At 59.3% G+C, this 21,819-nt stretch carries 22 protein-coding genes and 1 tRNA gene; 15 read left to right on the top strand and 8 right to left on the bottom strand.

Annotated elements, in window-relative coordinates; genetic code table 11:
* Positions 1 to 103: 103 nt before the first annotated feature.
* Positions 104 to 952, bottom strand: a complete 849-nt coding sequence (locus NW804_RS03175) for an inositol monophosphatase family protein (protein ID WP_414404931.1) — start codon at positions 950 to 952, stop codon at positions 104 to 106.
* Between the two features lie 308 nt (positions 953 to 1,260).
* Between NW804_RS03175 and NW804_RS03170 the strand changes: the two genes are divergently transcribed.
* The 4 genes from NW804_RS03170 to galE all read left to right on the top strand — a co-directional run bounded on the left by NW804_RS03170 (position 1,261) and on the right by galE (position 4,503).
* Positions 1,261 to 1,719, top strand: a complete 459-nt coding sequence (locus NW804_RS03170; RefSeq protein ID WP_414422839.1) for an FHA domain-containing protein — start codon at positions 1,261 to 1,263, stop codon at positions 1,717 to 1,719.
* Positions 1,720 to 1,786: 67 nt separating this feature from the next.
* Positions 1,787 to 1,858: transfer RNA gene (locus NW804_RS03165), tRNA-Gln, on the top strand.
* 99 nt (positions 1,859 to 1,957) lie between these two features.
* Positions 1,958 to 3,439 (top strand): cobyric acid synthase, encoded by a 1,482-nt coding sequence (locus NW804_RS03160; protein WP_414422838.1) that lies wholly within the window; start codon positions 1,958 to 1,960, stop codon positions 3,437 to 3,439.
* A 68-nt stretch (positions 3,440 to 3,507) separates the two neighbouring features.
* A complete protein-coding gene (gene galE / locus NW804_RS03155) occupies positions 3,508 to 4,503 on the top strand; it encodes a UDP-glucose 4-epimerase GalE (RefSeq protein WP_414410645.1) in 996 nt (331 codons plus the stop codon).
* A gap of 13 nt (positions 4,504 to 4,516) precedes the next feature.
* Here galE and NW804_RS03150 read toward each other — a convergent pair whose 3' ends face one another.
* Positions 4,517 to 5,632: an NAD(P)/FAD-dependent oxidoreductase gene (locus NW804_RS03150; protein ID WP_414410644.1), complete on the bottom strand. Its 1,116-nt coding sequence runs from the start codon at positions 5,630 to 5,632 to the stop codon at positions 4,517 to 4,519.
* 190 nt (positions 5,633 to 5,822) lie between these two features.
* On the opposite strand from NW804_RS03150, the gene NW804_RS03145 reads away from it, so the two are divergent.
* Positions 5,823 to 6,455 (top strand): lysophospholipid acyltransferase family protein, encoded by a 633-nt coding sequence (locus NW804_RS03145; protein WP_414410643.1) that lies wholly within the window; start codon positions 5,823 to 5,825, stop codon positions 6,453 to 6,455.
* On the opposite strand, the gene NW804_RS03140 is transcribed toward NW804_RS03145, so the two are convergent.
* On the bottom strand, positions 6,443 to 6,844 hold the full coding sequence (locus NW804_RS03140; RefSeq protein WP_414422837.1) for a (2Fe-2S) ferredoxin domain-containing protein: 402 nt from the start codon (positions 6,842 to 6,844) through the stop codon (positions 6,443 to 6,445). The two genes, NW804_RS03145 and NW804_RS03140, sit on opposite strands and share 13 nt — an antisense overlap.
* A gap of 79 nt (positions 6,845 to 6,923) precedes the next feature.
* Between NW804_RS03140 and NW804_RS03135 the strand changes: the two genes are divergently transcribed.
* Entirely contained in the window at positions 6,924 to 7,493 is a 570-nt protein-coding gene (locus tag NW804_RS03135) for a 2'-5' RNA ligase family protein (RefSeq protein ID WP_414422836.1), read from the top strand.
* Between the two features lie 11 nt (positions 7,494 to 7,504).
* On the opposite strand, the gene gap is transcribed toward NW804_RS03135, so the two are convergent.
* Together gap and NW804_RS03125 are read right to left on the bottom strand one after the other, a co-directional pair.
* A complete protein-coding gene (gene gap, locus NW804_RS03130) occupies positions 7,505 to 8,524 on the bottom strand; it encodes a type I glyceraldehyde-3-phosphate dehydrogenase (protein WP_414420653.1) in 1,020 nt (339 codons plus the stop codon).
* A 209-nt stretch (positions 8,525 to 8,733) separates the two neighbouring features.
* Positions 8,734 to 9,057 (bottom strand): gas vesicle protein GvpG, encoded by a 324-nt coding sequence (locus tag NW804_RS03125; protein ID WP_414404922.1) that lies wholly within the window; start codon positions 9,055 to 9,057, stop codon positions 8,734 to 8,736.
* A gap of 282 nt (positions 9,058 to 9,339) precedes the next feature.
* On the opposite strand from NW804_RS03125, the gene NW804_RS03120 reads away from it, so the two are divergent.
* Both NW804_RS03120 and NW804_RS03115 read left to right on the top strand, forming a co-directional pair.
* Positions 9,340 to 9,660 (top strand): hypothetical protein, encoded by a 321-nt coding sequence (locus tag NW804_RS03120; RefSeq protein ID WP_414422835.1) that lies wholly within the window; start codon positions 9,340 to 9,342, stop codon positions 9,658 to 9,660.
* Positions 9,542 to 10,012 carry a class I SAM-dependent methyltransferase gene (locus NW804_RS03115; protein ID WP_414422875.1) on the top strand — a complete coding sequence of 157 codons (471 nt, stop codon included), beginning with the start codon at positions 9,542 to 9,544 and terminating at the stop codon, positions 10,010 to 10,012. The genes NW804_RS03120 and NW804_RS03115 overlap by 119 nt, the downstream gene beginning before the upstream one ends.
* Positions 10,013 to 10,039: 27 nt before the next feature.
* Here the strand turns inward: NW804_RS03115 and NW804_RS03110 are convergent, their stop codons facing one another.
* Together NW804_RS03110 and NW804_RS03105 are read right to left on the bottom strand one after the other, a co-directional pair.
* A complete protein-coding gene (locus tag NW804_RS03110; RefSeq protein ID WP_414422834.1) occupies positions 10,040 to 10,579 on the bottom strand; it encodes a DUF726 domain-containing protein in 540 nt (179 codons plus the stop codon).
* Positions 10,580 to 11,428: 849 nt separating this feature from the next.
* Positions 11,429 to 13,207 carry a flavin reductase gene (locus NW804_RS03105; protein ID WP_414422833.1) on the bottom strand — a complete coding sequence of 593 codons (1,779 nt, stop codon included), beginning with the start codon at positions 13,205 to 13,207 and terminating at the stop codon, positions 11,429 to 11,431.
* A gap of 154 nt (positions 13,208 to 13,361) precedes the next feature.
* Between NW804_RS03105 and NW804_RS03100 the strand changes: the two genes are divergently transcribed.
* On the top strand, positions 13,362 to 16,127 hold the full coding sequence (locus NW804_RS03100) for a cation-translocating P-type ATPase (protein WP_414422832.1): 2,766 nt from the start codon (positions 13,362 to 13,364) through the stop codon (positions 16,125 to 16,127).
* Between the two features lie 334 nt (positions 16,128 to 16,461).
* A complete protein-coding gene (locus NW804_RS03095) occupies positions 16,462 to 17,670 on the top strand; it encodes a response regulator (protein WP_414422831.1) in 1,209 nt (402 codons plus the stop codon).
* Between the two features lie 6 nt (positions 17,671 to 17,676).
* Here the strand turns inward: NW804_RS03095 and NW804_RS03090 are convergent, their stop codons facing one another.
* The gene (locus NW804_RS03090; RefSeq protein ID WP_414394017.1) at positions 17,677 to 18,030 is read right to left on the bottom strand and encodes a HesB/IscA family protein; all 354 of its coding nucleotides are present in this window, start codon (positions 18,028 to 18,030) and stop codon (positions 17,677 to 17,679) included.
* Positions 18,031 to 18,152: 122 nt separating this feature from the next.
* On the opposite strand from NW804_RS03090, the gene rnz reads away from it, so the two are divergent.
* From rnz to dusB, 5 genes are all read left to right on the top strand, one after another.
* On the top strand, positions 18,153 to 19,109 hold the full coding sequence (gene rnz / locus NW804_RS03085; RefSeq protein ID WP_414404960.1) for a ribonuclease Z: 957 nt from the start codon (positions 18,153 to 18,155) through the stop codon (positions 19,107 to 19,109).
* A gap of 40 nt (positions 19,110 to 19,149) precedes the next feature.
* Complete coding sequence (locus NW804_RS03080) at positions 19,150 to 20,004, top strand: RDD family protein (RefSeq protein WP_414410633.1); 855 nt, start codon at positions 19,150 to 19,152, stop codon at positions 20,002 to 20,004.
* Between the two features lie 85 nt (positions 20,005 to 20,089).
* Entirely contained in the window at positions 20,090 to 20,284 is a 195-nt protein-coding gene (rpmG, locus tag NW804_RS03075; RefSeq protein ID WP_414394020.1) for a 50S ribosomal protein L33, read from the top strand.
* 10 nt (positions 20,285 to 20,294) lie between these two features.
* The gene (gene rpsR, locus NW804_RS03070) at positions 20,295 to 20,510 is read left to right on the top strand and encodes a 30S ribosomal protein S18 (RefSeq protein ID WP_414394021.1); all 216 of its coding nucleotides are present in this window, start codon (positions 20,295 to 20,297) and stop codon (positions 20,508 to 20,510) included.
* Between the two features lie 15 nt (positions 20,511 to 20,525).
* Positions 20,526 to 21,620, top strand: coding sequence for a tRNA dihydrouridine synthase DusB (gene dusB, locus NW804_RS03065; protein ID WP_414404915.1), 1,095 nt, complete (start codon positions 20,526 to 20,528; stop codon positions 21,618 to 21,620).
* Positions 21,621 to 21,819: the final 199 nt, after the last annotated feature.

Below are 21,819 nucleotides of genomic sequence, written 5' to 3'. Positions count from 1 at the left end.
ACCCTGCCGCCCAACAACAACGCCGGAGTCTTTTCCCGACTAAGTTGCCTCCCTTGCTTTGCAAAAGCGCCATGACTTGCTGGCCTTTACGTAGACTTTGACTTTAGCTGCTGCGCTCTCCGAGCTGGCGATTCCGCCGCAGCGGGAAGGAAACCGGCAGGGGGCTGACCTGGGCCAGTTCTTCTTGGAGAGCAGCATGGAGCCAGCCGTTGCTGGCCAGCAGGCGGCCACTGTACACATCTACCGGGCTGCCGTCGTAGGCGGTAACCTTGCCGCCGGCCTCTCGCACCAAGACAATCCCAGCGGCAATGTCCCAAGGGGAGAGACCCCGCTCCCAATAGCCGTCCAACTGGCCAGTGGCCACGTAGGCCAGGTCAAGGGCAGCCGATCCCCCTCGCCGCACTCCCTGGGTGAGGTGGGTGAAGTGGCAGAACTCAGCGTAGTTGTTGTCCGGAGTTTCCCGGCGGTCGTAGGCAAAGCCAGTAACCAGGAGACTGCGGGAGAGTTCGGTAGTAGAGGAGACGCGGATGGGTTTGCGGTTGCGGGTGGCTCCCATCCCTTGTACGGCGCGAAAGAGATCCCCCCGAAAGATGTCGCAGACCACCCCTAGCACCGGCTCCCGCCCCTCCAGCAGGCCAATAGAGACGGCAGCAAAGGGGTAGCCGTGGGCAAAGTTGGTGGTGCCATCTAAGGGATCGATCGCCCAGGTGTAGGTGCCTTCTGGGGATCCCTGCTGGCCCGATTCCTCCGTCAAGATCCCATCTTCGGGGAAGTGGCGCCTCAGGATCTTCAAGATGAGCTCCTCGGAAGCGCGGTCTGCTGCTGTCACCAAGTCCCCTGGACGTTTCTCCTCAATAGCCAGAGCTTTGTCCACGTACTCCCGCAACAGTGCTGCCGCCTCCAGAGCCGCTTCTGTAGCCACATCCAACCGACGCAACAGAGCTTCCGTCACATCCGCACCTTAGGCTTATAAAGAGGGTTATAAAGTAAGCTATAGACCTGCTACCCAGAATAGCCTGTCTGCTAGCAAGGCTTGCCGCTCCAAGCGGGCCCAGACAGCCAGAGAAAAGCTCTGCCTGATGCAAAATTTGGAGGAGGTGGGAACCTGCAAGTTGCGGGTTTTGTGAGTTGCCTGGAAAGCCTAGGTTGAATGGGGTGTGCTTGAAGGTGGGAGAGGGAAAGCCGTTGCCATCTAACCTCAACGACTTTTTTACTGCGACTACAGCAGTGGGCGGAGCACAGCTGTCCGCTAGCCAGGAGTTGGAACTGGCAGAAGAGCTGTTCGAGCCAGTTCCCGAGCAACCTCTGTCCTATCCGGAGTTCACCCTTTGCCTCTGTCATCCTGTGCGGCCCTGCAGCTACATCCTGCGGGGGGATATCTACACCATTGGCCGGGACCCTTCCAACACCATCCAGATTGTCAACCAGTTTGTCTCGCGCCGCCATGCTTACCTGGTGCGGGTGCCTACCCGGTCTAGCCGCACAGGGTTTACCTACTGTCTCATCGACGGCGACCGCCAAGGGCACTCCAGCACCAACGGCGTATTCGTCAACGGCAGCCGCGTGGCTACCCACTACCTGAGAAGTGGGGATGTCATTTACTTTGGGCCGGAGATCCGGGCCTACTTCTTCGAAGTGGTCCCCATCCCCCAGCTGCCCAGCCCTTCTGAGGTCGACTCTGGCCCTCTGGCAAATAGCTGCAGCTTCCCCGCGACCTAGGCGACCAAGGAACCGTTGACAGATTCAAGGCCACATCGCTATATTGAGCTAGCTAGGCAAGGTAAATTGGGGCATCGCCAAGTGGTAAGGCAGCGGGTTTTGGTCCCGCCATTCGGTGGTTCGAATCCATCTGCCCCAGCTCGAGTGAGTTTGCGTGGGAGAGGAAGCTGCTTCCCTCCCTTTTCTTCTGCCCCTTTGGAGGGAGGGTCTGCCCGTCGAAAAGCTCAGGGGATCCGCAATGGCCCAGCTGTGCCGCTCCTTGATGGTGGTGGGGACTGCTTCCCATGTGGGCAAGACCCTTGTGGTGGCTGCCCTCTGTCGCCTCCTGAAGAAGGCGGGGAAGAGGGTTTCCCCCTTCAAGGCCCAGAACATGTCGCTGAATGCCTATGTCACTGCCGAGGGCCACGAGATTGCCTACGCGCAGGCCCTGCAGGCCTGGGCCGCCGGGATCCCGCCCGCCGTGGAGATGAACCCGATTTTGCTCAAGCCCCAGGGCAACCTAACTTCCCAGGTGGTCCTCAACGGCGTGGCGGTGGACACCTGTTGTGCCAGTGAGTATTACGAGCGCTGGTTTGCGCCTGCCTGGGAGGCAGTGAAAACAGCTCTGGCTCGCCTGCAGCAGCAGTACGAGTGGATTGTCTGCGAGGGGGCGGGCAGTCCGGCAGAGGTCAACCTCAAGCAGCGGGATCTGGCCAACATGCGGGTGGCTTTGCATTTGGGATCCCCCACCTGGCTGGTGGCAGATATTGACCGAGGGGGGGCGCTAGCCCATGTGGTGGGCACCCTGCAGTTGCTGGAGCCAGAGGAACGGGCCCTGATCCGCGGCATTGTCATCAACAAGTTTCGCGGCGCGCGGGAGCTGCTGCAGCCTGGCCTCGATTGGCTGGAGAACTACACCGGGATCCCCGTGGTTGGAGTTCTGCCCTGGCTGGACTGGACGCTGCCGCAGGAAGATTCGCTGGGCCTGGAGGCCGGCCCCCACCTCTGGGAAGTTCGCCGTCCCCGGCGGGGAGACCGGCTGGAGATTGCCGTGGTTCGCCTGCCCCAGGTGGCCAATTTCTCCGACTTCGACCCCTTGCTAGCAGAGCCCAGCGTCCATCTGCGCTGGGTTGTCCCTGGCCAGAGCCTGGGATCCCCCGATGTGGTCATCCTGCCCGGCAGCAAAACCACCCTCAAGGATCTGCTGGTGCTGCGCCAGAGTGGCCTAGCCGACCAACTGCGCCACTATTCCGGCCACATTGTTGGCATCTGCGGCGGGCTGCAGATGTTGGGACAAACCATCGCCGATCCCGAAGGCCGAGAGGGAGTTGCCGGCACCTACCCCGGGTTGGGCCTCTTGCCGCTGACCACTGTCTTGCAGCCCACCAAGGTCACCCAGCAGGTGCAAACACAAAGCCGCTGGCCTGCCACCACCCCCGTCCAGGGGTATGAGATCCACCAAGGATCTACCCAGGCCAATTCCTCAGGCTGCCTGCCGATCTTTGAGCAAGAAGGCTTGGGTTGGCGGGATCCCACAGGCCGGGTCTGGGGCAGCTATCTACACGGCCTCTTCGACAACCACCGCTGGCGGCGGCAATGGCTAAACTGGCTGCGCCGACAAAAAGGCTGGGATCCCTTGCCAGAGCTGGAGGGCCACTACGCCCAGCAGCGGGAAGAACTGCTGGATCGCCTGGCAGAAGCTTGGCGGCCTCATCTCGAGTGGCAGCAGCTTTTGGAATAGGGCGGGGCAATAGCCGAGGTCTGCGAGAATGGCTGTATTCTAGACAGGGATTTCCTTCCCCCTGGCCTATGCGGCTTCTGGTTACAGGCGGCGCAGGCTATATCGGCAGCCACACCTGTAAAGCCCTGGCGGCCCATGGCCACCTGCCGATTGCCTACGACAACCTGGTTTACGGCCACCCCTGGGCTGTTCGCTGGGGGCCCTTGGAAATTGGCGACATTGCCGACCGCCATCGGCTAGATCAAGTCATCCGGCAGTACCGCCCCGAAGGGGTAATTCACTTTGCCGCCTATGCCTACGTGGGCGAGTCGGTCAAGGATCCGGGCAAATACTACCGCAACAACGTGGCCGGATCCCTGACCTTGTTGGAGGCGATGCGGGATCACGGGATCCCCTACCTGGTGTTCTCCAGCACCTGTGCCACCTACGGCGTGCCGGAGCAGATCCCCATCCCGGAAACCCACCCTCAGCGCCCCATCAACCCCTACGGCCAGAGCAAACTCATGGTGGAGCAGATGCTGCGGGACTTCCAGCTTGCCTACGGGATCCAATCCGTTAGCCTGCGCTACTTCAATGCCGCTGGCGCCGATCCTGACGGCGAAATCGGCGAGGCCCATGACCCAGAAACCCACCTCATCCCCCTAGCCCTAGAAGTTGCCGCTGGCCAGCGCTCTCACCTAACCATCTTTGGGGATGACTACGATACCCCTGACGGTACCTGTATCCGCGACTTCATCCATGTTGCCGACCTGGCGCAAGCCCATGTCTTGGCCCTAGAGGCGCTGGCGGCTGGCAAGCCTCTGCAACCTGCTTACAACTTGGGCAATGGCCAAGGTTTTTCTGTCCGGGAGGTGATTGCCACAGCCGAGGCCGTGACCGGCAAGCAGATCCCTGTGCAAGTGGGGGCGCGCCGACCCGGGGATCCGCCGCGGTTGGTGGGCGACGCCACGGCCATTAGCCGTGACCTCAACTGGCGGCCTCGCTATACCAACTTGGCTGAGATCCTTCAAACTGCCTGGTGCTGGCAGCAGAAGCGGCCCTATTTTCAAAGACCACGTTGCTAGCGCTCCGTGCTACTCACTTCTGGCGGGGGGCAAAGGCGCTGAGGGTGTCCAGGTCGGTTTTGCCTTCTAGGATCAAGTCTCGCAGGATGGCGGCGCTAATGGGAGCCAGCAAGACCCCATTGCGATAGTGGCCAGTGGCAACGAGCAGATTGGCATAGCCAGGAGCCGGCCCTAGGATAGGAGCGCGCTGCCCTAGCGGTCGCGGCCGCTGGCCGGCCCAGTGCTCCAATAGCCTTGCTTCCGCCAAAGCTGGGCAAAGCCGGATGGCGCGGGTCAGCAGATCCTGAAGAGCCAGCAGGGTTGGCCCGGCGTGGGGGGGCTGAAATTCCACCGTTGCCCCCACCCACAGGGATCCATCCCCTAAAGGAACCAAGTTGAGATCCCCGTCAGCCACCACTGGTCCCCACGGGATCCCAGCAGCTTGAATCCGCAGAGCCTGGCCCTTAACAGCTTGCAGCGGCATCTGCAAGCCCAGCTCTTTGGCCAGAGCAGAGCTGCCCAGCCCAGCCGCGAGAACAACGTACCCCGCCGCCAAGGTGAGGGATGGGGTGTGAACCACCTCTACGCGAAAGGGGGGATCTGGGCTGCGCTGAAAGCTGTAAACCGGTTGGTGGAAGAAAAAGCGGGCTCCTCGGCGCTGAGCTGCCTCCAAAAGGGCCTGCGTGAAGAGCTTGGGGTGGATCTGGCGATCGTGGGGAGAGTAGATAGCCCCCGCCAGGTCGCTACGCAGGCCAGGCTGCAGGGATCTCACCTCCGCCGGACTCAGCCACTGGAGGTCATAGCCCGCCTGTTGACGAGCTGCCAGGGTCTCTTGCCAGGCTGCTACCTCCTCCTCCTGGAGGAGCCGGAGGATGCCGCGCCGATTGACGGGCAAGGTGCGACCCAAGTCTGCTTCCAGCCGAGCAATCAGGGGATCAAACTGCTCCAGGCTTTTTAGGCGCAACTCCACCACCTCCCCGCTGGGTTGGCGGCTGCAGACTCCCATCAACACCCCCAGCGACGCGCCGGTAGCCCCTGAGGCCGGCTCCCCAGCATCTATCCCAATGACTGATAGCCCTGCTGCCGCTAGCTCATAGGCGATGGCACAACCCACCACCCCGCAGCCAATGACCAACACGTCACAGTTCACGACTCCTCCTCGATCCTGCCGGGCGCGGTGATCTTGAACTGCTGGCTCCCGACTTCGCCTATGAACCGCTCCCCAATTGTGCTGGAGGTTTTTCTCAGTCTAGATGCCAGCGCTCGCCGTTTGTTCCCTCCGCTACTCCTCTACACTCAAAGAGGGAGCTGTTGAACTCTAGAGAATCTCGCGCTCTGCGATGGGCTATCGCCACCGGGATTGGTTGGCCTACTGGCTGCTCAAGTGGCTAGTAGTCAACCCGCTGTTTCGGGGACTGTATTTTGGCCGCACCTATGGGCAGGAAAACGTGCCTCGCCAGGGATCCCTCATTATCGTCAGCAACCATGCTAGCCACCTGGATCCGCCCTTGCTGGCCAACGCAGTGCGCCGCCCTGTAGCCTTCATGGCCAAAGAAGAGCTGTTCCGAGTGCCCGTGCTCAAGCAGGTGATCCGGTTCTACGGCGCCTATCCAGTAAAAAGAGGTGGGGCAGATCGCAGCGCCCTGCAGGCCACAGAAGCAGCTCTGGCCAAGGGATGGGCAGTAGGGATCTTCCTCAACGGCACCCGTACCCCCGATGGCCGCATTCCCCAGCCTCACCTGGGGGCAGCCTTGGTGGCAGCGCGCACCCAGACACCCCTGCTTCCTGTCGCCCTCTGGGGCACCGAGAAGGTGCTGCCCAAGGGATCCCGCTGGCCGCGTTTGTTTTGCCCCATCACCGTGCGCATCGGCAAGCTGATCCCCCCGCCAGTTTCTAGCGAGAAAGCTGAGCTGCAGCGGGTAACGGCAGCCTGTGTGGAGGCCATTCACCTCCTCCTGGATCAGGGGCGCTGAGGGGCAATCAGAGTAGCCTGGGCAACGAGGTACTCAGCTACTGGCTTCCCGCCCAGGATGTGCTCTTGCAGTACCCGCTCTATCCCTGTCGGCGTGGCCGAGTGGTACCAAAACCCACCGGGGTACACCAGCAGCACGGGCCCGGGAACGCCATAGTTGCATGCCCGTAGGCAATTGGCCTTGGTGCGGTTGACGCGCAGAGAGCCAACGCCCGCCAGCTCTAGGTTCAACTGCTGAATCCGCAGCTTCAGGTATTCCCAGGCCTCCAGCCCCACCGCCCTTTCACAGCACTTGGGCTTGGTCTGGTCGGCGCAGAGAAATAGATGCCAATGGTAGGAGGGAATCGAAGCCGGCTGAGGCTCTGGAGAGACAGGGGAAAGCTGGGTCATGGGGGATTCTTACCACTGCGTCGCTAGATAATTAGGCGATGCCCTAGCCTGGAGGAAAGTACCTCTTGCCTACTTGGCAATGCTAGTCAACGCTCCCCAGCAGCGGTTGTTTCTAGCCCTTCTTCCTCCAGCAGACCTGCAGGAGCAGGTGACGGCAATCAAACAACAGTTTGCCGAGCAATTTGCCAGCCGAGCAGCCCTGCGCTCACCCCCTCACATCACCCTCGTGCCTCCTTTTGAGTGGCCCACCGCTGAGCTGGCAGCCCTGACGGGGTCCCTGGAAGAATTTGCCAAAGAGCAGGCCCCAGTTGCCGTTGAGCTGCATGGCTTTGGCGCTTTTGCGCCGCGGGTTATCTATATTCACGTTGAGCCCTCCTCAGAGCTGCAGCAGTTGCAGACTAGGGCCCAGCAGCACATGAGCCTTCTTCTCAGGCAGCAGGCCACAACACCTCCCCCTCGTCCTTTTGTGCCTCACATAACGGTAGCCTTTCGAGATCTCCGGCCAGACCAGTTCCGCGCTGCCTGGCCACTCTTCCAGAATCGTCCCTTCCAGGGATCCTTCCTCGCCTCTGCCCTCACTCTCCTCGTCCACGACGGCAAGCGCTGGCAAGTTTTTGCCGAATTTCCCCTTTCTGCCGCTAAGGGATGAGGACTGGCCAACTACTCTACCCAGCGAGCAGCCATGTATTCAGCCAGATCCAGCACTCGCTGCGAGTAGCCCCACTCGTTGTCGTACCAGGCCATGACCTTAACCAGATCCCCGTCCAGGACGCTGGTCAGCTCTGCATCCACAATGGCGGAGCAACTGTGGCCCTGGTAGTCGATAGAAACCAAGGGAACGTCTGAGTAGGCGATGATCCCTTTCATGGTCGTTTCCGAGGCTTCCTTCAGGGCGGCGTTGACCTCCTCGGCAATTACTTGGCGCTCTGTTTGCACCACCAAATCCACCAAAGAGACATTGGGCGTGGGAACCCGTACCGCCACCCCGTTGAGCTTGCCTTTCAATTCAGGAATCACCAGCGCCACCGCCTTGGCTGCCCCCGTCGTAGTTGGCACCATGCTCAGCGCTGCTGCCCGCGCCCGCCGCAAATCGCGGTGGCCTCCATCCAGAATGCGCTGGTCGCCCGTGTAGCTGTGGGTGGTGGTCATGGTAGCGCGCCGCACACCGAACTTGTCCAGCAGCACTTTGAGAATCGGGGCAAGGCAGTTGGTGGTGCAGCTAGCGTTGCTGACAATGTTGTGCCGCACCGGGTCGTAGGTGTGCTGGTTAACACCATAGACAAAGGTGGGGATGTCACTTCCCTTAGCTGGGGCAGTGATCACCACCTTTTTGGCTCCCGCCTCCAGGTGCTTGGAGGCCCCCTGGTAGTCCAAGAAAACGCCGGTGGCCTCGATTACAAGATCCACCTTCCACTCTTTCCAGGGGAGGTTGCTGGGGTTGCGCTCGGAAACGGCATGGATGTGCTTGCCGTTAATTAGCAAACCACCCTCGCTAGCCTCCACTTCCACTCCTTGTAGGGTTCCAAGGATGGAGTCGTACTTGAGCAAATGGGCAGCCGTGCGAGCGTCTGAAGTGTCGTTGATGGCAACAATATCGACATTGGACTGCGGACGACTTAGCCAACAGCGCAAAAAGTTGCGACCAATACGACCAAATCCGTTAATGGCTACCCTAACCACTGCCTTGACCTCGCTGCTTCCAATTGTTCGGGGGCTGCTTAGCCCATGATACCGCAAGCCCTGAACATTCTGAATCTGAAGATGAAGTTCAGGCTCTGGCGAGCTTGGCGCTCCTCAATTGCGTGGGTAGGGGGCAGACTGCCGGCTGCTACGGCAAGCAGACCCCTTACCTGTAGCTAGGCTCAAAGACTGCAACGGCTCCGAGGTACCTAGCTTTTGGTTGCATCAGCGGGATAGATTCCTTCTTGGGGCAAGCTGTCTTGGGGGCATGGCAAAGAGTTTTGAGGATCCCTTGCTTCCCCATTGGTAGCTGCTTCGGCTTCCGCCAGGGCTTGCAAAGCCAGCAAGATCTCCTCTTCTCGGCGGGTATAGGTCTCCTCGTCGATCTCCCCTAGATCAAGCTGGATCTGCAAAGCTGTAAGCTCTTTCTGGAGGTTTTCCCTGCTGTCAAGTTGCGCCTCGGCCCGCTCGCGAATCTGCTCTGCTAGCCATAGCAAGCCCTGCGCTGGCCACGTCAACAACTGCCAAACCATCCTTGCTTTCCTGGTAAGGACAGGTCGATTCTACTCAACGCAGATCCTGCCTGCACGCAAGGCCAGCTAGCCAGAGCCAAGCAAAGGCAGCTCCTCTGGATGCGGCTGGGCTAGCTGTTCCGAGAGCATCAGCTCTCGCTCAGAGGGCACGCACAGAGGGATCCCTGCCGGTGGACTCTACTGCGAGTTGCCTCTGTTCCAGCACCTCCAGCGGGGGGTGTTGTGTGCTGCCTGGCTGCTAGCATGAAAATATGGTCATATAAGCAAACACAGGTCAGCAAGATGAAGCAACACTGGGAGAACGTCTACAAGACCAAGCGAGCCGAGTCTCTCAGTTGGTTTCAGCCACGCGCTGAGCGGTCGCTGCGTCTTATTCGGGAGACGGGGTTGGGCTTCTCAGCCTCGATTATTGACGTTGGCGGAGGAGCGTCCAGGTTGGTAGATGAACTGCTGGAGGCGGGCTACCGCAAGCTAACAGTTCTCGATATCTCTGCGGCAGCTCTGGCAGTGGCAAAGGCCCGTTTGGGGAAACACAGTCAACTGGGTAGAGGGCGACATTACCCAGCTAACTCTGCCGGCCAACGCCTACGACATTTGGCATGACCGGGCAACGTTTCACTTTCTTACGAATCCTCAAGATCGGCGAGCATACGTGGCCAATGTCCTGAGAGCAGTAAAGCCAGGAGGGTTTGCTATCATAGCTGCCTTCGGTGAAGACAGGCCTACGCAATGCACTGGCCTGCCTGTTGTGCGCTACTCGCCCGATCTCTTGCAGGCAGAGTTCGGTAGCGCTTTCAACCTCCTAAAGTATGAGCAAGAAGAACACCGCACCCCCGCTGGCGCTGTGCAAAAGTTTGTGTACTGCTGTTTCCAGAAAAAGCCAACTGCTCTTGAAGCTGAGCTCTCTCCGGAGGGTGACCGCCAGCAACAAAAGTCTCTGGTTGTGGTTTTCTAGGGCTAGAGGCTAGCTGCAGTTAACCACCTAGCGCAGGCGACTGCAGCGAGCTTTCCAGTCCAGCTTCTGATCCAGAAGGAGCTCCAGGTGAGGTAGATAGGCTTTGTAGCTGTGCTCTACAGAGCCAATTAAGTGAGTGGCATTAAGGTTCTCGATTCTGGGGTGAAACTCTTTAATTGGCTTGATCCCGCAGGGGCTGCGGTTGAGGGATGGGACTTTGAAGACGTAGGCCAAAACCAGATCGTCTTCGTTGTAGATATTCACCAGTTTTCCCGTGATATTTTCTACATGCAGGCTCCACTGCTTATCGGCTTGCCTTCTGACAGCACCGCTGAGCAGAATGATATCTTTAAGGCGCGGATCTACAGTCTTAGGCCAACCTCGCATAATGTAGTAGGCTACCCTAGCTCCCAAGGAAAACCCCATCAGCGTAATCTGTCTTTCCGGCAAAGAGGAGAGCAGAGGATAGCCATAGTCAAGCCCCACTTTTTTGGCTTTAGCTTTGTGGGCTTCCCAATGGGCAAGTAGTCCTACGCCAAGCTTGAGGGTAGATAAGGCCAAGCTCATCGGATTGGAAGCATCCCACCAGAGGTAGTATAGGGATCCCTTCCACCCAGCCCGTCGGAGTGTTTCCCACAATAGTCTTTTTTTCCAAGGTTGGGTTTCGCCTTCGCTGAGAAAACCGTTGATAAAAACCAGGGCCTCGTCCCAGCCTAGGGAGGGCTCGATAGGGATCAGCTCAGGCTTGTGGTGGACAGCTTCTTCGACAAGATAGTTCCAGGTTCCGTCAGCAAGAGTTCCCGTAAGATGGAGAGCAGTTGTGCCAGCTCCAGCAAGAACTTCTTTTGCTCCTCGAGCGACCTCAGTACCTAGGTCGAAAGCAGCTTGGGCAACTCAACTGCTTGAGTCGCCTGACCGACGACCTTAGCAGTGCCAAGGACAGCACCTGCAGATTTTCCCACAACCTCGGCAGCAATCTCCGCAGCCGCCTTTGGGGCTCCCCAAAGGATTTTCCCAACGATCTCCATGATTGCTTTCTCCTTGAAAGCAGAGACCAGCAGAGATTGCCCACCTAGAATACTTTCTTCGAGGCGATAGTCTTTAGTATGGGAATCACATAAGGCTTGTAGTCTTTATCCTCATTAATGAGGGCTTCTGCAATTTTGGAAGTTTCTTTGCTGATCTCAGTAAGCGCTTCTGCGGTTTTCTTCGTAGCTTCGGTAGCTGGATCAACAACAGTTTTCGCAACTGTCTCGGCAAGCTGGCAAGCAACCGCAGCAGTGCCAGCGACTGCCTCTACAGCTTTTCCGCCAATCTGGGTAGGAGCGTCTAGGAGGCTCTGAAAAATCTCTTTTATGGTTACTTCTCCCGTGAGAGCGAAGACTTAGCAAAGAACTTAACTTGTTCCACTTTACTCTACCCGCGCCGCATGGCGGTAACTCCTGTGGGATCTAGCACCTTGCCGCGCTCTGCCTCGGCATAGACTAGGTAGCGATCGCCACACTCCATCCAACTTTTGACACGGCACTCTAGGTAAGCCAGGGCATCCAAAAGGATCGGGCAGCCATTCTCGGCAGTGGCAATGGCTAGACCAGCAAAGCGCTCTTCGCCAGGGCGTTGAGGCCGTTGAAAGTGCCGCTGCAGGCTGCTGCTTTTGCCCTCCCGCAAAATGTTGAGTACAAAGGGCACCTGGGGACGGGTAAGCAACTCTGCCTCGCTTTCCTTGCTCACAGAGAGGGTGAGGCCGGGAGGGTTGAAGCTGGCCTGGGCCACTGACCAGGTGAGAAAGCCGCGCGGGATCCCATCTTGCAGGGCGGTAACCACGCAGAGGGATCCCACTACCCGGCTGAAGGCCTGCACCAGCCGATCCGCCTGCGCTTCAACACCCCCTTGGCGGGAGGTGCGGGCTCGCTTGGCCTTGCGCAAGGCTTGGGCAAACTGGGATCCCGCCTCCTGACAGGCTTCCAGGATTGCATGGGTAGGCTTGAACCTAGCGCGGATGGTTGCAAACCCCAGGGTAAAGCCGGCATTGAGCAACTTGCTCTCAATGAGATCCACGGCTTCGCCGCTCCAGCCGTAGGAGCCAAAGACCCCGGCCAGCTTGGTGGTGGGAACGGAAGAGAGAATGATGCCCAGGGCCGTTTGGATTTGAACTGGAGGATGGCCGGCCAAGGTGGGGGATCCGATAATGAACCCCTGGCAGCGCTCTAGGGCTTGTGCAATCTCTTCAGGAGTGGCCCATTCACAGTTAATCCGCTCCACGGTAACTCCCGCCCGCTCCAAGCCTTGGGCAATAGCCACCGCCATCAGGCCGGTGTTCCCGTAGGCGGAGGTGTACAGGAGAGCTACCCGCTGCTCCAGGGGATTCTCCTCGCACCACAGGTGGTAATCCAAGCGCAGCCGTCGCAGGCTGTGGCGCACCAGGGGGCCGTGGGCAGGGGCGTAGATTTGGGCGGGGAATTCTTCCAACTTGGCCAGGGCTGCCTTCACCTGGGGCGCTTGGCTGCGGTGCAGGCAGTCAAAGTAGTAGCGGCGGTCTTCGCTGAGCTGCCGCCAATGCTCGTCGAACACCTGCTCGTCGCACACATGAGCGCCAAACAGCTTGTCGGTAAAGAGGATCCCCGTGGCCGGATCGTAGGTGCAGAGGGCGTCGGGGTGGCGGGGTGTGGGCACGGTGCGAAAATGCAACTCATGGCCTTCCCCCAGATCCAGGCGATCCCCATCTCGGATCACGCGCAGGCGAAAGGACTGGTTAGCTCCGTAGGCAATGCCAAAATCGGCAGCCTCCTCTTCGTCACGGCTAGGAGTTGGGGATTCCATGCCTTCAAAGGCCGCTCGCAGGGTGAGGGATCCGGGCTTAGAGCAGAGCACCACCGCATAGGGAGCCAGCGGCAGAAGCGCTTTGAGGGTAGCGATGCGGTTGAAGTTGACGTGGCTCAGTAGGATAAAGTCCAGCCGCTGCAGGTACTGGTGTTGGGCCAGCTCCTCCAAGAAGATGTCGGTAAAGGATTCTCCTGGGGGATCGATGAGCAAGGTCTGCCGCGCCTGGATGAGATAACTATTAGCCGTGGTGCCCCGCTGCCGGGCATATTCCAGCTCAAACTTTAGGCGATTCCAGGTGCGGGAGCGAAAAACCAGGGTAGAGGGGCCAATGGTGGCCACCTGGACATCGCGAGCAGGAGTCTTGCTCTCCATAGCAGCCTCCGATGCGGCATCTGTCCCCACCTTGCCACGAAATCAGCGAGACTGGGATCCTCTTTGGAAAACTTCGAAAGACCCGCTACTGGAGCGGGATCAGAGGGCTGACAACAGCTAACGTACAATTTGTCTATTGACCCTGAGTGTCCCCATGATCCAAGCTGCTGGATCTCCTCATTCGGATGCCCCTGCTTGGCATAGCCTGCCTCTTCCGGCTGTTATCCAGAAGTTGCAAAGCGACCCCGACTGTGGCCTGACTAGCCAGCAGGTTACCCAAAGGCAGCGGGAATACGGCCCCAACGAGCTGATCTCCTCTCCTGGCCGCAGCGCCTGGCAGCTCTTCCTTGACCAATTCCGCAACGTCATGCTGCTGATGCTGATCGCCGTGGCGGCGATCTCAGCCCTTTTGGATCTGCAAAAGGGAGAGTTTCCTAAGGACGCCCTGGCCATTCTGCTGGTGGTGGGTCTCAATGGCTTGCTGGGCTACTTGCAAGAAAGCCGCGCGGAAAAGGCGCTGGCCGCCCTGAAAAAACTGGCCTCCCCCAGCGTGCGGGTGCAGCGGGACGGCCTGTGGCAGGAGATCCCTGCTAACCAGTTGGTGCCAGGGGATCGGGTGCTGCTGGAGGCCGGGGTGCAGATCCCAGCCGACGGGCGCTTGGTGGAAGCAGTCAACCTCCAGGTGCGGGAGGCGGCTTTGACGGGGGAGGCGGTGCCGGTTACCAAGCAGGCCGATTGTGTCCTCCCCGAGGAAACTGAGCTCGGAGAGCGGCGCAACATGGCCTTCATGGGCACCGAGGTGCTCCAGGGGCGAGGGATCCTCTTGGTTACTGCCACCGGCATGAACACGGAGCTGGGCAAGGTGGCCAAGCTGCTCCAAGCAGTGGAAAACGAGCCCACTCCCCTGCAGCGGCGCATGAGCCAGTTGGGCAATGTGCTGGTGTCGGGATCCCTGGTCTTGGTGGCTCTGGTGGTGATTGTGGGGCTGCTGCAGGCCAGAAGCCTGGCGCCTTTCACCTCGCTGCTGGAAACTTCCCTCAGCATGGCCGTGGCGGTGGTGCCGGAAGGGCTGCCGGCTGTAACCACGGTTACCTTGGCTATTGGAACCCAGCGCATGGTGCGCCGCAACGCCCTCATCCGCCGCCTGCCAGCCGTGGAGACTCTGGGATCCGTCACCACCATCTGCTCCGACAAAACCGGCACTCTCACCGAAAACAAAATGGTGGTCACCGACATCCTCACTCCCGACCGCCACTACCACGTCAGCGGCACTGGCTACATTCCCAAGGGATCCTTCTACTGCGGCGGCCAGCCCATCGATCCCCAGAGCGCCCCCGACCTGCAGGCCCTTCTCAGAGCCGTGGTCTTCTGCAACGACGCCCTGTTGCAAGCTACCCTCCCAGCCCAGCGCGGCGCTGCCCCCACCTGGTCGATTCTGGGGGATCCCACGGAAGCCGCCCTGCTGGTGGCTGCTGCCAAGGCCAATCTGCAGAAAGCTTCTTTGCAGGAGCAGCACCCGCGGGTGCAGGAGATCCCTTTTAGCTCAGAGCGCAAGCGCATGAGCGTGGTGGTGCAAGAGGAGGGCAGCTACGGCATCTACGTCAAGGGATCCGCTGAGCTGGTGCTGGAGCAGTGTGCCTATATCCAGAAAAGTGGAACCTGGCAGGCGCTGTCAGAAGCCGATCGACAAGCCATTCTGGCTGCCAACAACCGTTTGGCGGCCCAGGGCATCCGGGTTTTGGGGGTGGCCACCCAGCGGCTGCAGGGGATCCCGGAGAATCTCGAGGAGATTGAGCGCAACTTGGTGTGGCTAGGCTTAGTGGGCATGTACGATCCCCCTCGGCCCGAAGCGCGGGAAGCCGTAGCCCGCTGCCGCCAGGCCGGGATCCGCACCCTCATGGTAACCGGCGATCACCAACTCACTGCCATAGCTATTGCCCGCGAGCTGGGCATTCTCGACTCCGAGAGCCAGGCCATTGATGGGCGCACCCTCTCCCGCCTTAGCTTTGAGGAGCTGCTGCAGACGGTGCAAAGGGTCAACGTCTATGCCCGCGTGGCCCCCGAGCACAAGCTGCGCATCGTGCAGGCCCTGCAGAAACAAAACCAGTTTGTGGCCATGACGGGGGATGGGGTCAACGACGCCCCTGCCCTGCGCCAAGCAGATATCGGCATTGCCATGGGCATTACCGGCACCGATGTAAGCAAAGAGGCCAGCGACATGGTGCTTTTGGACGACAACTTTGCCACCATCGTGGCGGCCATTGAAGAAGGACGGGTGGTCTACAACAACATCCGCCGTTTTGTGAAATACATCTTGGGCAGCAACATCGGCGAGGTGTTGACTGTGGCGGCTACACCTCTCCTGGGCCTAGAGGACGTGCCGCTGACGCCCCTGCAGATCCTGTGGATGAACTTGGTAACCGACGGCCTGCCAGCTTTGGCTTTGGCAATGGAGCCAGCAGAGCCGGGGGTGATGCAGCGCCCTCCCTTCAACCCCAAGGAAAGCATCTTCGCCCAGGGGCTGGGAGCCTACATGGTGCGCGTCGGCGTGGTCTTTGCCATCTCCACGATCCTGATGATGGCCATCGTGAAAGCCCATATCCCCCACTGGCGCACGATGGTCTTTACCACCCTGTGTATTGCTCAGATGGGCCATGCGCTGGCGGCTCGCTCCAATGACAAGCTGACCATCGAGCTCAACCCCTTTTCCAATCCCTACCTGCTGGGGGCCGTGTTGGCCACTTTGCTGCTGCAGTTGGCCCTGCTCTATGTGCCCTTCCTGCGCAGCTTTTTCGGGACGGAAGAGTTGACCCTTTCAGAACTGCTCATTTGCATGGGCTTTAGCACCGTGGTGATGGTCTGGGTAGATCTGGAAAAACTCTACCGACGCTGGCGCCAGGGATCCCGTCAAACCCCTTGAGCAGAAAAGCCAGGGAGCCTACACCCCTCTCAGAGGGGTAGGGGAACTTTTTTGCTTCAGAAGTGACAATCGTTGTTTTGGCCAGCCTACGGATCCTTCGGAAGCCCCTGGCAGGAGATCCGGCAAGCCAGCCAAGCCCCGCTGGGATCCCTACCGTGGATCCACTGGCCCATCGCCTCAGGAGCAGCAGCACCCTAGGGGCCAAGGCCCTTGGCCAACTCTGTAAACTGAGATACACTTGAGAAGTCTCTCCGACGGCTGGAAGCCAAGTATCAGCGGGTTATCCTCGAGCTGTCGGCTGCTGTGCCAAAACCTCTTTCTTCTCCAGGTGCTCATGCAGAAGCTTGAGGTTAGTCCCTTGGCTGGATCTAACTCCGCTTCCGCGGAGAAGGGACTTCTTCTCCTAATTGTGGACGATGATCCCAGCCAGCGGCTTTTGGCTCGTTACGCCCTGGAGCGAGAAGGCTACCACATCCTAGAAGCCGACAGCGGCTTAGCCTGCCTAGAAGCTGCAAGCCGCTACCAGCCAGATATAGTACTCCTGGATGCGGTGATGCCGGGCCTAGATGGGTTTGAGTGCTGCCGCCGCCTCCATGCCCAAAACCCTGACATGCCGATTTTAATCGTCACCGCTTTGGAAGACGAAGCTTTTGTCAACGAGGCTTTTGCTGCAGGAGCCAGTGACTACATCCCTAAGCCTATCCACTGGTCAGTTCTGAAGCGGCGGCTGCACCACTTGCTGCAAGTTAGCCAGGCCCAACGCCGTCTACAACAGCTTAACCAAGAACTGGAAGCCAAGGTGAAGGAGCGCACTGCTCAACTGGCCTGCCAGATAGCAGATTTGGAGCAGCTCAACCGCCTCAAAGACCACTTTTTGGCCGCGGTCTCCCACGAGCTGCGCACGCCCTTAACCAAAATCAGACTAGCCTTGGAACTCCTGGGCCGCACCCCCCTCAACGAGAAGCAGCGGCAGTACCAACGTATTGCTTTGGAAGAGTGCCAAGCCGAAATTGAGCTGATCAACCGACTGCTGGATCTGCAGGGCTTAGAAGCCAAGGAGTTGAGTTCTGAGGCTGCCGCTATCGATCTCCAGGGCCTCTGCAAAAACCTGCTTGATGAGGTGAGAGAACGGCTCCAAGCCCGCCAACTGAAGCTGGAGACTGCGGAACTGACCTCATTGCCCACAGCGTTCTACAGCTACCCGCAGCAGCTAACCCTGATCCTGAAGGAACTGCTAGAAAATGCCTGCAAGTTTACCCAGCCGGGCGGAACCCTCCGCTTAGAGGTGCAAGCCTTTCCCGGTGGAGTGGAGCTCAGAATCGGCAACACTGCCCAGATTGAGCCCGAACACTTGCCCCACATTTTCGAGCGCTTTTACCGCGTGCCCACTGTAGATCCCTGGACCCAGCCGGGCAGCGGTTTGGGGCTGGCTTTGGTGAAGCAGTGGGTGGAGTATCTGCGGGGCCACATCCAGGTCACTAGCCAAAAGGGGTGGACCTGGTTTGTACTACGCCTGCCCAGTCTAGTGCCATCCAATCCTTGAGGCCCCCTAATGGCCGACAGCAGCAGTTTCAGCAGTGGCAAAGGAAGTGCCGCAGCCGCAGGTAGCCACGGCATTGGGATTCTTGAATTTGAAGCCACCCCCCAACAGATCTTCGGAAAAGTCGACAGTGAGGCCCTGGAGCAGGGTCATGCTCAAGGGATCCACCGCCACCCGGAGATCCCCAAAGTCGAAGGTGTGATCGTCGGGGTTGGCCTGAGACTCAAAGTTCATCACATAGGAGAGGCCAGAGCAGCCGCTGGGCTTGACCCCCAGGCGCAAGATGGGCTGGGATCCCTCTTTCTCGTACTTGCTGCGCAGGCGCTTTAGCTCTTGGATGGCGCTATCGGTCAAGGTGATCATGGCGGGAAAGCTGACACGTACCCCTATCCTAACAATCCTTTCCAGGCAGAAACAGTTGATAAGCTAGGGATCCCGTTCCTTAACGTTGTCGACGTTTGACCCTTGTGACGGATCCTAACGCTATCCGGGTTACCTTTCTGGGTACCAGCTCCGGCATGCCCACCCGCCAGCGCAATGTGTCAGGAGTGGCGGTGCAGTTTCCGCAGCGGTCGGAATGGTGGCTGTTTGATTGTGGCGAGGGCACCCAACACCAGCTCCTGCGCTTAGACGAGCTGCGCCCCAGCCAGTTGCGCCGCATTTTCATCACTCACATGCACGGGGACCACATCTACGGCCTGCCGGGACTGTTGGCTTCCTGCGGCCTAGGCAGCACTCCCCAACACATCGACATCTACGGTCCCCCCGGCCTGGAAGAGTATCTGAAGGCGGTGCTGCGATATAGCGAGACGCGGATCCCCTATTCCTTTCGGGTTCACACCGTAGAGACAGGTCTCATTCTCCAGGATCCGGAGTACTGGGTCTTTTGCGCGCCCCTGGATCACCGGGTGCCTGCCTTTGGCTACCGCGTGGTGGAACAGGACAGACCAGGCACTTTTAACGTGGCCAAAGCCCAAGCAGATGGAATCCCACCTGGCCCCCTTTACGGCCAGCTCAAAGCTGGGCAATCCATCTTCTGGCAAGGCCGTTGGCTCCACGGACGAGACTACGTGGGGGATCCCATTCCAGGCCGCAAGTTCTCCTATTGCACCGACACGACTTTCTGCCGCAACGCCGTTGACCTCTCTCGCGCCGCCGATCTGGTCATTCACGAGGCCACCTATGCCGAAGCCGATCGCGACTTGGCCCAGCGCGCCAAGCACTCCACTGCTGCCATGGCTGCGCGGGTGGCCGCCGAAGCCAAAGCTCAAACCCTCATCCTCACTCACTTCAGCCCTCGCTACACCTCGGATGGCCCCATCACTTTGGAAGACCTGCTGGCCGAAGCCCGGGCCATTTTTCCCAACACCCTCCTGGCTCGGGATCGGATGACCTACGAGATCCCTCGCCGCAGCCCTGTTCCCCTAGCGCTGGAGGTGTAGGTTTGCCTCGCTAGAATGGTAAAAACTGTCCCAACCAGCGATGACGGATCCCAGACCCTATTTCGAACGGCCCAAAACCGAACAACTGGATCAAAGCGCCAGCGAGTGGCAAACCTTTAGCGCCTTGCCCCCAGCAACCTCCCTGCCTCCTGTACAGGCCGAGCAATCGGCTCCCCAGGCAGCTAGGGTTCCCCAGGATGAGGAAACCCTGCCCAAACTGGCTCCCTGGGGCAAACGGGTCGGCGCCTTTGCTCTAGATTTTGGGCTGGGACTGGGGGTTTCCTACCTGGCGCAGGGCTTGGCTTCTCTGGTAGGAGCCGATGCGGCTGCCGTGGACATGACCGGCTACATTGCCTTTTTTGCCGCTTGGCTGGTGAACCGCGGCTACTTCCAATCTCGACCCGCTGGCCAGAGCTTGGGCAAATGGCTGCTGAACCTCAAAACCCTGGATCCGGAAACCGAGGCCTCACCTCACCTAGTTCGCTCCTTGGCCCGCGAGGGAGTGCTCTCGCTGTTTATCCTCACGGCAGCCCTGCTGGTGCCGCTGGCTGCCGACGGACTGTTTGCCTTCTTCGACAAGGAAAAGCGCCAGAGCATCCACGACCGCGCCGGGCGCACCCTAGTGGTGGAATCCGAGCAGGGCTACCGCCTGGATGAAAAAGTCCTACGGCTGCTCCAAGAAATTCTCGAGGGAGAAGCTACTGAGGACGTTAAACTGGCTGCACGGGATCTTCTGCGCAAAGCCCAGCGCAACGAGGCAGTACGGGGTCTCTCCAGCCAGCTAGGGCGCCTCCGTCAGGATGTTGGCCGCAACACCCGCAGCCTTCGCCAGCAGACCAGCAAGCAAGTTAAAAGCTGGCTTGCTTCCCTCAAAGAAAAGTTGGATAATTGGTAGTTGCGCTTACACGCAAGCCCTTCTCCAACCATGGCTGTTGAGGTTGGAGAGGTGGCCTAGTACTCTCTCTGCAGAGGAATCCACCATGGCCAAGGGAAAAGGCGCTCGTATCATCGTTACGCTGGAGTGTACGGAGTGCCGCACCAACGTTAACAAGCGTTCTCCAGGTGTGAACCGCTACACCACTACCAAAAACCGCCGCAACACCCCCGGTCGCTTGGAACTGAGAAAATACTGTCCCAAGTGTAACCGCCATACTCTTCACAAGGAGATCAAGTAGTTCTGGAGCTATGGTTTACGTTCGCCGTCGCTTGTCTCCCATCAAGCCGGGAGAACCCATTAGATACACTGACGTTGAGCTGCTCAAGAAGTTCGTAACCGAGCGCGGCAAAATCCTGCCTCGCCGCATTACGGGGCTAACCGCCAAGCAGCAGCGGCAAGTCTCCAAAGCGATCAAACAGGCGCGCATCCTGGGCCTTCTTTACTTTGTCAACAAAGAAGGGTAGTTGCGTCGGCTTCTAATGAGCCTGCAGCTTTCACCGCAGTTGCAAGCCCGAATGGCCCAACCCCTAGAGATTGGGGGAGTGAAGATCTTCAGTCGGGTTTTTCAGGCACCGCTATCAGGGGTAACCGACATGGTCTTCCGGCGGCTAGTCCGCCGTTTTGCCCCTCAAAGCATGGTTTACACTGAGATGGTCAGCGCCATCGGCTTGCACTATGCCCGCGAGTTGCCCCGCGTTATGGAGGTGGGGGAGGGGGAGCAGCCCATTGGCATTCAGTTGTTTGACTGCCGGCCCCATTTCCTAGCTGAAGCCGCTCGCATGGCTGTGGACGAAGGGGCAACCCTGGTGGATATCAACATGGGCTGCCCGGTAAATAAGATTACTAGAAACGGTGGGGGCTCTTCCCTGCTGCGAGATCCAGACACCGCTGCAAAAATTGTTGAGACAGTGGCCAAGGCAGTGGAGGTGCCCGTTACCGTAAAAACGCGCTTGGGCTGGTCGGACGAGGAGATTAACATTTTGGATTTTGCCTACCGCCTTCAGGAGGCAGGAGCCCAACTTATTACTGTACACGCTCGGACACGTGCCCAGGGCTTCAGCGGCAGAGCCCGCTGGGAGTGGATCCGCCGCGTTAAGGAACGTCTGCGCATCCCAGTCATTGCCAATGGAGACATCTTCTCCACTGCTGCAGCCGTGAAGTGTCTCGAAGAAACCGGCGCTGACGGGGTGATGTGTTCCCGCGGCACGATGGGCTACCCCTTCCTAGTGGGAGAGATCGATCACTTCCTTAAGACCGGGCAAGAGAGACCGCCTGCTACTCCCTTAGAGCGAATTCAAGTAGCCTTGGAGCATCTGCGAGGGCTTTGGGAATACAAGGGGGAGCGCGGGATCCGGCAGGCCCGCAAGCACATGACCTGGTATGTCAAAGGCTTTGCCGGCGCCTCCCACTTTCGCGCCCTTCTCTGCCGCATCGAGACGCTGCAAGAGGGAGAAGCGCTGCTGCTGCAGGCCATGAAGCATTGCCAAGATGCCGCTCCGGAGCCTGAGGATGAGGAAATGGGTGAGGCTCTTGAGAGAGAACACGCTGCCACTAAGGAAGCTCTTCTGGCTTAGCCACCCTTCCCCTTCCTTAACACCCTGCACTGAGGTAGCTTAGCTGCCCGCAAGCCACCTCTCCTAGCTGCTTGAAGGGAGCAGGCTACCAAGCTAGCTCCTGCTTTCCCAAAAAGCCCCTAGCCAATCCCTGCCAGGTCGCCCCTAACCTGGATGGGATCCCTCCTGAGGCTACTGCTGCCCAGTCTAGAGGATCCTC

The sequence above is a fragment of the Synechococcus sp. WC10meta genome, assembly GCF_047461475.1.
The sequence above is the reverse complement of the archived record's forward strand: the minus strand, read 5'-3'. Positions and strand labels throughout refer to the sequence as shown.